Raw genomic sequence first — 11,695 nt, 5'->3', positions numbered from 1 at the left:
GCATGGACGAATCTCCGCACGACGCTCGGACCGACCTGACCTGGTTGCGCGGCAGTTCGGTGCTGGTGACCGGTGCCCGCATCTCGGGACTGGCCGTCGTGCAACCGTTGCTCGATCTCGGTGCCGTCGTCACCGTCACCGACTCGAATCGTGCCGCGCTGGACGAGGCGTCGGAATCCGGGGCTGCCGTGGTGCTGCAGGACGACCTGCTCGACGATCCGGCGGCGCTCGCTGCGTTTTCGCTCGTCGTCACCAGTCCCGGCTTTCGTCCCGACTCTCCGGTGCTGGCCGCGGCCACCGAGCAGGGCATTCCGGTGTGGGGCGATGTCGAGTTGTCCTGGCACGTGGACCGGGCCGAGTTGTACGGACCCCGAACTCGCTGGCTGGTGGTCACCGGCACCAACGGAAAGACGACCACTACCTCGATGCTGGCGTCGATACTCGACGCGGCAGGCATCGCATCGATGGCCTGCGGCAACATCGGACTCCCCATCGCCGACGCGTTGCGCGGTACCCCGCATCCGAGTGTGCTCGCCGTGGAGTTGTCGTCGTTCCAGTTGTTCTGGGCTCCGTCGGTGCGTCCGGCGGCGGGGGTGGTGCTCAACATCGCCGAGGACCATCTCGACTGGCACGGCGGTATGGACGGATATGTCCAGGCCAAGGCTCGTGCGTTGAGTGGCGATGTCGCGGTGGTCGGTCTCGACGACTCGAGGGCGGCGAGTCTCGCTGCCGGATCGCCCGCAGCCACCGTCGTCGGGTTTCGGTTGGGTGAGCCGGCCTCGGGTGAGCTGGGAGTGCGGGCAGGGATGCTCGTGGACGACGCCTTCGGTGCGAACGTCGAGTTTCTCGCTGCGGAGGACGTGGAGCCGAGCGGCCCGTCCGGCATTCTCGATGCGCTCGCGGCAGGCGCGCTGGCTCGTTCGATCGGGGTGGAGGCCGACGCTGTTCGGGTGGGGCTGCAGACCTATCGGGTGGGTCCGCATCGTGCGGCGGTGGTGCGCGAGCTCGGCGGGGTGACGTTCATCGACGACTCGAAGGCGACCAACCCGCACGCCGCTCGCTCCTCGATCTCGGCGCACGATCGCGTCGTGTGGATCGCGGGTGGGTTGCTGAAGGGTGCGGTGATCGACGATCTGGTGGTCGAGATCGCCGATCGTCTCGTGGCTGCGGTCGTTCTCGGGCGCGATGGGATGCAGATCGCAGAGGCTTTGGCGCGACACGCGCCCGATGTTCCGGTCGTCAGGCTCCCTTCGGGAGACGATGCTGGTGTGACTCATGGTGCTGAAGATGCTGATGCGGTGATGCGGGCGGTCGTGGCCCATGCGGCCGAACTCGCCGCGCCGGGGGATACGGTCCTGCTGGCCCCGGCCGCCGCGTCACTGGACATGTTCGCCGACTACGGCCACCGCGGCCGCAGCTTCGCCGAGTCGGTCCAGCGCCTCGAGGCCACCGACATCGGATCGTCGCGATCGTGACTGCCGCCGGTCATCCGCCGCGTCCACCTCGCCGCACCGCCGCTCCACGCACCCGAATCGGCCTGTGGTTCGGCCGACCGCTCGCGTCCTTCCACCTCGTCGTCACGATCGCGGTACTGCTCACGGTGTTGGGCCTGGTGATGGTGCTGTCGGCGTCGTCCGCCGAGTCCTTCGCAGCCGATGAGTCCGGGTACGCGCTCTTCACCCAGCAGCTGATCGGTGTCGCGCTGGGAGTCGTGGCGTTCTACGTCGCTCTCCGGCTGCCGGTTCGCTACCTCAGGAAGCTGTCGTTTCCGCTGTTCCTGGTTTCGATCACCATGTTGATGTTGGTGCTCATTCCCGGAATCGGTGCCGAACGCCAAGGTGCGCGCCGCTGGTTCGACTTCGGCGTCGTGTCCTTCCAGCCGTCCGAGCTGGCCAAGGTCGCGCTGGTTCTGTGGGGCGCACACCTGTTGGCCTCGCGGCGCAGCGAGCACGGCAACATCAAATCGCTGCTGGTGCCGCTGTTGCCTGCAGGTCTGCTGATGTGTCTGCTCGTCGTGCTGCAGCCGAACCTCAGTACCGCCATCGCCCTGGGCATCATCCTGGTGGCGCTGCTGTGGTTCGCGGGCCTGAACGCTCGGCTGTTCGGTGCGGTGCTGATGACCGGTCTGGCGTTGGCGACCGTGCTCGCGTTCACCGCCGGTTACCGATCCAATCGCGTCAAGGCCTGGCTCAACCCGGGTGAGGACACCCAGGGCCTGTCATATCAGTCCACCCAGGCGAAATACTCTCTCGCCGACGGCGGAATGTTCGGTCGCGGGCTCGGGCAGAGCCGCGCGAAGTGGAGCTACCTGCCCAACGCGCACAACGACTTCATCTTCGCCATCATCGGCGAGGAACTCGGAATGATCGGCTGCCTCGCAGTCATCGGATTGTTCGGCCTCTTCGTCTACACCGGCCTGCGCATCGCCATGCGTTCGGTCGATCCGTTCCTGCGGCTGTTGACCGCAGGTGCCACGTGCTGGGTGTTCGGCCAGGCCATGATCAACATCGGCTACGTCGTCGGGTTGCTGCCGGTGACCGGTCTGCAGCTGCCCCTGGTGTCCTACGGTGGCACCTCGACCGCGATCACGCTGCTGATGTTCGGCATCATCGCGAGCGCCGCCCGCCACGAACCCGAGGCGATCGCGGCCCTGCACGCAGGGCAGGAGGGCCGAATCGCGCGAGCTCTGAAGCTGCCGCTGCCCGCCGTGTTCTCGCCCAAGCGAGCCGCGATGGCGCGCTCGAAGTCCACTCGCCCCACACTGGCGGCGCAGGATCGCAAACGCCTAGAGTCCCGTAAGGGCAAGGGCAGTGACGCACGGACAGCGCGGGCTGCCGAGCCCGGCCGTGCCCGCACGCGCGTCTCCAGTTCCCGGACCGACGCGATGTCGCCCACATCGGCTGCGTACCGGAGCGACGCTCCCCGCGGTAACGCCCGCGGCAACCCCCGTCGAAGCGATCCGGTCCGGCGAGAGCCCGCCGCAGGATCGCGATCGGCATACCGTCCGCGGCCGGAACCACAACCCGGTCGCCCTCCCGTCCGCTCGGGTGAGCGAGGATATCGACGGTGAAGCAGACATCTCGACCGATTTCCGTAGTGGTTGCCGGGGGCGGAACGGCCGGGCACATCGAGCCTGCGCTCGCTGTGGCCGACGCCTTGCGTGTCCTCGACCCCACCGTCACCGTCACCGCTCTCGGCAGCAGCCGGGGCCTCGAGACGACTCTCGTCCCGGCTCGCGGGTACGCACTCGAGCTCATTCCGCCCGTTCCGCTGCCTCGTAAGCCCACCGTCGACCTGCTCAAGTTGCCGCTGCGCGTCGTGCGATCGGTGCGCCGCACCCGAGAGATCTTCGCGGCCGTCGAGGCGGACGTGCTCGTCGGATTCGGCGGCTATGTCGCGTTACCGGCCTATCTCGCGGCCCGCGGTCGACTGTTCGGCCGTGGTGGCCGAATTCCCGTGGTCATCCACGAGGCCAACGCACGAGCGGGTATCGCCAACAAGGTCGGTGCCCGCTCGGCCGAGCGGGTACTCGCCGCGGTCGCGGGCTCGGGGATCGCCGCGCGCGGTGCTGCCGACGCCGACGTGATCGGAATTCCCGTGCGTCCCACCATCACCGGACTCGACCGGGCTGCCGTCCGCGCGGAGGCTCGCGCGCACTTCGGCCTGCCCGAGAACGGCCCGGTGCTGCTGGTGTTCGGCGGCTCACAGGGGGCCCGATCGCTCAACGACGCGGTGTCCGGAGCCTCGGCGGCTCTCGCCGATGCGGGAATCTCGGTTCTGCACGCCCACGGTCCGAAGAACTCGCTCGATGTCGAGCAGCGCAATCCGGCCGCGCCGTACGTCGCGCGCGCCTACATCGACCGGATGGATCTGGCGTACGCGGCCGCGGACCTCGCGATCTGTCGCTCCGGTGCCATGACGGTCGCCGAGGTTTCCGCGACCGGTCTGCCCGCCGTCTACGTGCCCCTGCCGCACGGCAACGGCGAGCAGGAACTCAACGCCCGTCCCGTGGTCGACGCCGGAGGTGGCATCCTGGTAGCCGATGCGACACTGACCGAGCAGTACGTGAGCGAGACAGTGGTCGCGCTGCTGGCCGACACCGAACGAATCGCCACCATGTCTCGTGCCGCCGCCGGTGCCGGGCACAAGGACGCAGCAGCTGCCGTCGCGCAGATCGTGCTCGATACCGCGCACGCGGCGCGGCGCTGAGCTGGGCGGCGTCGCGCATGAGAAGAGAACGAGGGAGACGTCCGCGTGACAACTGAGGGTGCGATGTCGGATCTGCCGGCAGAGCTCGAACGAGTACACATGGTGGGCATCGGTGGTGCCGGAATGTCCGGCATCGCGCGGATCCTGCTCGCTCGCGGGGGACAGGTGTCGGGTTCGGATGCCAAGGAATCGCGCGGCGTGCTCGCACTGCGCGCACGCGGCGCCCAGGTCCGCATCGGTCACGACGCCAGCGCCCTGGACATGATCGACGGCGGACCCACCGTGGTGGTGACGACCCACGCCGCGATTCCTCAGACCAATCCCGAACTCGTCGAAGCCCGCGAACGTGGAATCCCGGTGGTGCTGCGACCGGCCGTGCTGTCTTCTCTCATGCAGGGATACCGCACGCTGTTGGTCTCGGGTACGCACGGAAAGACGTCCACGACCTCGATGCTGGTCGTCGCCCTGCAGCACTGCGGGTTCGATCCGTCGTTCGCCGTCGGAGGAGAGCTCAACGAAGCCGGGACCAACGCCCATCACGGCAGCGGCGACGTGTTCGTGGCCGAGGCGGACGAGAGCGACGGCTCGCTGCTGCAGTACACGGCCAACGTCATCATCGTGACCAACATCGAAGCCGATCATCTGGACTACTTCGGCACCACCGACGCCTACGTTCAGGTGTTCGACGACTTCGCTGCGCTCCTCGGTCCCGGCGGTGTGCTCGTGGCCTGCATGGACGACCCGGGTTCGGCGGCGCTGGCTCGACGCGTGGTCGAGCGGAACCTTCCCGGAGTGAAAGTGCTGGGATACGGGTCCTCGGACGTCGACGCCGGGCCGGTCGACATGGCCGTTCGGTTGCTGGCGTGGGAGCCCGAGGACATCGGTGGCGTCGCGCAGTTGCAGATCGCAGGTGAGGACGCGGCGCGCACCGTACGGCTCGGCGTCCCCGGCCGGCACACTGCACTCAACGCGCTGGCGGCGTTCGTCGCGGCGCGCCAGGTCGGTGCCGGTGTCGAGGAATTGCTGGCCGGACTCACCGGTTTCGGCGGCGTGCATCGACGCTTTCAGTTCACCGGGCGTGAGCACGGCGTCCGCGTGTTCGACGACTACGCGCACCACCCGACCGAGGTGCGTGCGGTGCTGACTGCCGCGCAGGCCCTCGTAGCAGGCCAGGATCGTTCGGGTGGCGAGCAGGGACGGGTGGTGGTGGTGTTCCAGCCGCACCTGTACTCGCGGACCGCGACGTTCGCCGAGGAGTTCGGTGCCGCGTTGTCGTTGGCCGACGAGATCGTCGTGCTCGACGTCTACGGCGCGCGCGAGGAGCCGTTGCCCGGTGTGACGGGGGCGCTGGTTGCCGCTTCGGTGACCAAGCCGGTGAACTATCAGCCGGATCTGTCGTTGGTGGCCAAGCAGGTCGCCCACCTGAGTGTGCCCGGCGATGTCGTCATCACCATGGGAGCCGGCGACGTGACGATGCTCGGCGGGCCGATTCTCGATGCGCTTCGCTCGAAGACCGATTTCGGTGCTGCGACCGGCCGCGGAGTACCGAAGGATCGGCCGTCGACGTGACCCGCCGCTCCGATCGAGTCCGTTCTTCGAGGTCGGGAACAGCTGCACGAGAGGGTGATTCGCCGTCCGCGGTCACCGACAAGCAAGCTCGTGCTCAGGCACGGGAAGAAGAGCGCGCCCGAGTGAAGCGGTCGCGTCGCAAAGCCGCGCTGATTGCGCTCGCCGTGGTGGTCGTCGTGGTGGGATCGGCTGCGCTGGTGTACTTCACGCCGCTGTTGTCCGTTCGCACCATCGCGGTCGCGGGGGCATCGTCGGTGTCCGAGCAGGAGATCCTCGATCGGCTGGACGTACCCGTCGGCCTTCCGCTGGTTCGGGTCGACACAGCGGCCGCTGCGCAGCGGGTGGCGACGATCCCGGCGCTGGCGACGGTCCGCGTGCAACGCCAGTATCCGTCCACCGTGCAGGTGACGGTCGAGGAGCGAGTTCCGGTGGCGTTCTTCGATTCTCCGGACGGCACCCATCTCCTGGACTCCACCGGCGTCGATTTCGCGATCGCGCCGCCACCGCCAGGGGTAGTACGTCTGGTGACCGACAATCCGGTGTTCGGTGATCCGGTGACGAAAGATGCACTGGCGGTTCTCGATACGTTGCCACCGCTGCTGCGCGATCAGGCCGCCGAGCTGCGGACGAGCACGCTGTCCGACATCTCGATTCTGCTGCTCGACGGGCGCACCGTCGTGTGGGGCAGCAAGGACGACTCCGAGCGCAAGGGCGCGGTCGCGATCGCATTGCTGTCCCAACCCGGTCAGATCTTCGACGTGTCGAGTCCGGATCTGCCCACCACCAAATAGTTTCGACGCGCGGACCGGAATTTCTCGCGTGGCGTCGGCGCGCCTAATGGCGATAGTCGTCGGCGATGAATAGCGTTTCGACCAGTTCAGTACTTGACATAACTCTAAGCCTGTGGTTTAGGTTGAGGGTTTTCCACATTTCAGGCAACAATCCACGGAAGGCGAGAGCCCATGACGCCCCCGCACAACTACCTCGCCGTAATCAAGGTCGTCGGCATCGGCGGCGGCGGCGTGAACGCGGTCAACCGCATGATCGAACAGGGACTCAAGGGAGTCGAGTTCATCGCGGTCAACACCGACGCTCAGGCCTTGCTGATGAGTGACGCAGACGTCAAGCTCGACGTCGGCCGCGAACTGACCCGCGGACTCGGCGCAGGTGCCGATCCCGAGGTCGGCCGCCGCGCAGCAGACGATCACAAGGACGAGATCGAAGAGGTGCTCAAGGGTGCCGACATGGTGTTCGTCACCGCAGGCGAGGGCGGCGGCACCGGTACCGGTGGCGCTCCTGTCGTCGCCAACATCGCTCGCAAGCTCGGCGCACTGACCGTCGGTGTCGTCACCCGGCCGTTCTCTTTCGAGGGCAAGCGGCGCGGTGGACAGGCCGACACCGGCATCCAGCAGCTCCGCGAGTCCTGCGACACGCTCATCGTCATCCCGAACGACCGACTGCTCCAGCTCGGCGACGCGGCCGTCAGCCTCATGGACGCGTTCCGCAGCGCCGACGAAGTACTGCTCAACGGTGTCCAGGGCATCACCGACCTGATCACCACTCCCGGACTGATCAATGTCGACTTCGCCGACGTCAAGGGCGTCATGTCCGGCGCAGGCAGTGCACTGATGGGTATCGGATCCTCACGCGGTGAGGGTCGCGCGATCAAGGCGGCCGAATCGGCGATCAACTCGCCGCTGCTCGAAGCCTCGATGGAAGGTGCACGCGGAGTGCTGCTCTCCATCGCCGGTGGATCCGATCTCGGTCTGTTCGAGATCAACGAGGCCGCCTCGCTGGTGCAGGAAGCCGCACACATCGACGCCAACATCATCTTCGGCACCGTCATCGACGACTCGCTCGGCGACGAGGTCCGCGTGACCGTCATCGCCGCAGGCTTCGACGGCGGAACCCCGACGCGGCGTCCGGTCGAAGCTGCCACCTCCACCCGCGGCCCCATCGGATCGGCTCGCTCGGGCGAGGTGTCCTCCAAATCGACCGACAGTTCCGACGGTGCTGTGTTCCGCGACCCGGTCGGCGCACCGAGTGGTAGCAGTCTGCCGCCGCTGAACTCGTCGAGCTCGTCCAACCGCGAATCGTCGAGCCGCGAATCCGCAGCGGGTTACGGTCGCGACTCGTCCGGCCAGGGCCGGGACTCGTCCGGACAGGGCCGCGAGTCCGTCGGTTCCGGCCGTCGCGTTCCGATCGCCGAGGACGAGGGCGAAGACGAAGTCGATGTGCCGTCCTTCATGCGGCGGTGAGTGACACCGCTTCCGCCGGTCCGTTTCGTGTCCGACGCGTCTCGACGACGCGGGCGGGCGGCGTCTCGGCACCGCCGTTCGACACGTTCAATCTGGGCGATCACGTAGGTGACGACCCCGCTTCGGTGGAAGCCAACCGTCGACGCCTCGGCGATCGACTGGGTATGGGACTCGAACGGCTCGTGTTCATGGAGCAGGTCCACGGACGCACCGTCACCGTGGTGGACGGTCCGGTGTCCGAGCCGGTGCCGATGACCGATGCGTTGGTGACGACGCAACGTGATCTCGGTCTGGTGGTGTTGACTGCCGATTGCGTGCCGGTCCTGCTCTCCGACGAGGAGGCAGGCGTGATCGCAGCGGTGCATGCAGGACGGGTCGGTGCCCGCATCGGCATCGTTCCCCGGGTGTTGGCCGCCATGGTCGAGCTCGGGGCGGTTCCGGCGCGGATCGGCGCATTTCTCGGTCCGGCGGCGAGCGGCCGACAGTACGAGGTGCCCGCCTCCATGCGAGCGGACGTCGACAAGCATCTCCCCGGCAGCGCGACGACCACGGTCCGCAACACGCCGGGGCTGGACATTCCCGCCGGTATCCGCGCTCAGCTGCTCGCCGCGGGAGTGTCCGGTGTCGCTCAGGATCCGCGGTGCACCATCGAGGACCGGGCCTTGTTCAGTCACCGTCGTGAAGGATCGACCGGCCGAATCGCCAGTGTCGTCTGGATGGACAGCACATCCCCAGGTGATCGGGCCGAAACGGCAGACCGGTGAACCGGCAGAAGAGGTTGTCATGAGCGAACCCACCGGCAGCGCGTCGGGCACCGACCGGGCGCAGGAGATCGAGACGGCGTTGACGTCGGTGCGCGAGCGGTTGCACCGCGCCTGTGTCGATGCGGGCCGGTCGCCCGCCGACGTGGCTCTGCTGCCGGTGACCAAGTTCTTCCCCGCCTCGGACGTGCGGGTTCTCTACGAACTGGGGTGCCGCGACTTCGGCGAGTCCCGAGAGCAGGACGCGTCGCCCAAGGTCGCCGAGACGGCCGAAGATTTCGTCGGCGATCCGCCTCGCTGGCACATGATCGGACACCTGCAGCGAAACAAGGCGAAGTCGGTTGCCGCGTGGGCGCACGCCATTCATTCCGTCGACAGTGCGCGGTTGGTGGCCGCACTGTCCAAGGCGACGACGGCGGCATTGGACGAGGGTGTGCGTCGGACCGAACTCGACGTGATCGTTCAGGTCAGTCTCGACGGGGATGTGCACCGCGGCGGCGTCGAACGCGACGAACTCCACGAGCTTGCCGACGCGGTGTCGAACGCGTCCGGGTTGCGTTTGGCGGGGTTGATGGCGGTGCCACCGCTCGGTGCCGATCCGGACGCCGCATTCGCCGATCTCGAGAGCCTGCACCGTCGGCTGACGGCCGATCATCCCGAAGCGCTCGAGCTGTCCGCAGGCATGACCGGAGACCTGGAAGCTGCTGTGCGGCACGGATCGACGTGCGTGCGTGTCGGTACCGCAATACTCGGCGCGCGGCCGATAACCTCGCAATAACAGTCCATGGATCACATCAGTCACAACAGACACTTGCGAACCTGGAGATGGACAGTAAACACACCGCCACGGAAGGCAGAACGATGAGCACCCTGCACAAGTTCAAGGCGTACTTCGGCATGGTTCCGCTCGCCGACTACGAGGACGACTACCTCGACGATCCGGACACGCGACGCAGTTCCCGTGGTGGTCGTGACACCTACGACGACATGGATGAGCGTGAATTCGTGAAGCCGTCGTTCGGTGGATCTCGGCACGCGCAGGTCGAGGACGACTACGACGACTACGAGGCCCCGCGTCCGGCGACGCTGGCCCCGATCGGCGGACGAGGACGTGGCGCGGCACCGACCACGCGAGGTGCAGCAACCAGGGGAGCGTTGGCCATGGACACTCGGATGGACGTGCGTGCGGAGACGCGACGCAGCCCTATCGCGGACGACGGCGGCCCGCTCTCGAAGATCACCACGCTGCGACCGCGTGACTACAGCGAGGCGCGCACCATCGGTGAGCGTTTCCGCGACGGCACTCCGGTCATCATGGACCTGGTCGAGATGAGCAACGCCGACGCCAAGCGCCTGGTCGATTTCGCGGCCGGGCTCGCCTTCGCGCTGCGCGGTTCCTTCGACAAGGTGGCGACCAAGGTATTCCTGCTCTCGCCGGCCGACGTCGACGTCTCGCCGCAGGAGCGCAGGCGGATCGCCGAGACCGGCTTCTACAGTCAGCAGTGAGAGATTCGCTGTTCGGGGCGGTAGTGCAGGGCTGTGACCAGCGCGCTTTGCTCAGCCCGTCGAATTCAGGCAGAGTATAGCCGTGATCGTGTTCACGGTGATCAACATCGTATTGTTTCTTTTTTGGCTCCTTCTCATCGGTCGAATCATCGTCGAGTTCATCAGAACTTTCGCGAGAGATTGGCAACCGACCGGGTTGGTCGTCATCGTGCTCGAGGCGATCTTCACGGTCACCGACCCGCCGGTGAAGTTCCTCCGCAGGATAATTCCGCCGCTCAACCTCGGCGGAGTGCGACTGGACCTGTCCATCATGGTCCTGCTGTTCGTCGTCTTCATCGCGTGGAATGTGACCAGCGGTCTCGCGGCCTGAGATCGCAGACGAAATGTTAGAACGCGGGACCCAGCGCATGCTGCGTGTCCTGTGTGACAGAATGGACGCCAGTTACAGTTTGATTGTTCTGCACTCGCGCGGAATGGCATATAACTGAATGCTTGCTCTACCGCCCCAAGACGCGTGAAGGGATCCTTCCATGCCGCTGACTCCAGCTGATGTGCACAATGTCGCGTTCAGCAAGCCGCCCATCGGTAAGCGTGGTTACAACGAAGACGAGGTCGACGCTTTTCTCGACCTCGTCGAGCAAGAGTTGTCGCGACTGATCGAAGAGAACGCCGACCTCCGCCAGCGGGTCGGTGAGCTCGACCAGGAGCTTGCGGACGCCAAGAACGCTTCGCGGCAGAGCCCGCAGGCGGCTCAGGTCGCGGCACCGAAGGCCGAGCCACAGCGCCCGGTGGATCCCCCCAAGCCACCGCCCGTCGCGGCCCAGCCCGCTCCGGTCGCACCCGTTGCGGCGGCCCCGCAGCAGAGCGGCGACTCCAACATGCAGGCCGCCAAGATTCTGGGCCTCGCTCAGGAGATGGCCGATCGTCTCACCGGTGATGCCAAGTCGGAGTCCGAGCAGCTGCTCGGCAACGCGCGCACCAACGCCGAGCGTTTGGTCTCGGATGCCCGCACGCGTTCGGAGTCGATGATGTCCGAGGCTCGGCAGAAGTCCGAGTCGCTGCTGTCCGACGCACAGACGCGCTCCGAGACCCAGCTGCGTCAGGCCAAGGAGAAGGCCGACGCACTGCAGGCCGATGCCGAGCGCAAGCACACCGAGATCATGGCGACGATCAACCAGCAGCGTTCGGTCCTCGAAGGTCGCATCGAGCAGCTCAAGACGTTCGAGCGCGAGTACCGCGTGCGGCTCAAGTCCTACCTGGAATCGCAGCTCGAAGAGCTCGAGAACCGTTCCTCGGCGCTGCCGGTGGACAACGGGCAGGACAACTTCAACCAGGACAGCCAGTCGTCGGGGTACAGCCAGTCGTACGCCAAGGGCAACTGACGCAGGAGTT

The 11,695-nt window shown here is 66.8% G+C and carries 11 protein-coding genes; all 11 read left to right on the top strand.

Annotated elements, in window-relative coordinates:
* The first annotated feature begins 2 nt into the window (after positions 1-2).
* The 11 genes from murD (at position 3) to wag31 (ending at position 11,685) form a co-directional block, all read left to right on the top strand.
* Positions 3-1,475, top strand: coding sequence for a UDP-N-acetylmuramoyl-L-alanine--D-glutamate ligase (gene murD, locus R3P93_RS07535; RefSeq protein WP_149406119.1), 1,473 nt, complete (start codon positions 3-5; stop codon positions 1,473-1,475).
* Positions 1,472-3,070 (top strand): putative lipid II flippase FtsW, encoded by a 1,599-nt coding sequence (gene ftsW, locus R3P93_RS07530; RefSeq protein ID WP_068051961.1) that lies wholly within the window; start codon positions 1,472-1,474, stop codon positions 3,068-3,070. Before murD ends, ftsW begins: the two co-directional genes overlap by 4 nt.
* Entirely contained in the window at positions 3,067-4,209 is a 1,143-nt protein-coding gene (gene murG, locus R3P93_RS07525) for an undecaprenyldiphospho-muramoylpentapeptide beta-N-acetylglucosaminyltransferase (RefSeq protein WP_217901112.1), read from the top strand. The genes ftsW and murG overlap by 4 nt, the downstream gene beginning before the upstream one ends.
* Positions 4,210-4,272: 63 nt before the next feature.
* Entirely contained in the window at positions 4,273-5,778 is a 1,506-nt protein-coding gene (gene murC, locus R3P93_RS07520; protein ID WP_094669869.1) for a UDP-N-acetylmuramate--L-alanine ligase, read from the top strand.
* Complete coding sequence (locus R3P93_RS07515; RefSeq protein WP_317532711.1) at positions 5,775-6,569, top strand: cell division protein FtsQ/DivIB; 795 nt, start codon at positions 5,775-5,777, stop codon at positions 6,567-6,569. Before murC ends, R3P93_RS07515 begins: the two co-directional genes overlap by 4 nt.
* 171 nt (positions 6,570-6,740) lie before the next feature.
* Complete coding sequence (gene ftsZ / locus R3P93_RS07510; protein WP_068051956.1) at positions 6,741-8,036, top strand: cell division protein FtsZ; 1,296 nt, start codon at positions 6,741-6,743, stop codon at positions 8,034-8,036.
* Positions 8,033-8,800 carry a peptidoglycan editing factor PgeF gene (pgeF, locus tag R3P93_RS07505; protein ID WP_068051953.1) on the top strand — a complete coding sequence of 256 codons (768 nt, stop codon included), beginning with the start codon at positions 8,033-8,035 and terminating at the stop codon, positions 8,798-8,800. Before ftsZ ends, pgeF begins: the two co-directional genes overlap by 4 nt.
* A 19-nt stretch (positions 8,801-8,819) precedes the next feature.
* Entirely contained in the window at positions 8,820-9,575 is a 756-nt protein-coding gene (locus tag R3P93_RS07500; protein WP_068051992.1) for a YggS family pyridoxal phosphate-dependent enzyme, read from the top strand.
* An 83-nt stretch (positions 9,576-9,658) separates the two neighbouring features.
* A complete protein-coding gene (locus tag R3P93_RS07495; protein WP_068051950.1) occupies positions 9,659-10,303 on the top strand; it encodes a cell division protein SepF in 645 nt (214 codons plus the stop codon).
* An 82-nt stretch (positions 10,304-10,385) separates the two neighbouring features.
* Positions 10,386-10,673, top strand: a complete 288-nt coding sequence (locus R3P93_RS07490; RefSeq protein WP_068051947.1) for a YggT family protein — start codon at positions 10,386-10,388, stop codon at positions 10,671-10,673.
* A 160-nt stretch (positions 10,674-10,833) separates the two neighbouring features.
* Positions 10,834-11,685 carry a DivIVA-like cell division protein Wag31 gene (gene wag31, locus R3P93_RS07485; RefSeq protein ID WP_094640120.1) on the top strand — a complete coding sequence of 284 codons (852 nt, stop codon included), beginning with the start codon at positions 10,834-10,836 and terminating at the stop codon, positions 11,683-11,685.
* Positions 11,686-11,695 lie beyond the last annotated feature (10 nt).

Origin of the sequence: Rhodococcus cerastii (genome assembly GCF_033042195.1) — a bacterium.
Taxonomy (GTDB): Bacteria; Actinomycetota; Actinomycetes; order Mycobacteriales; family Mycobacteriaceae; genus Rhodococcoides.
This window is presented reverse-complemented; position numbering and strand designations above follow the sequence as displayed.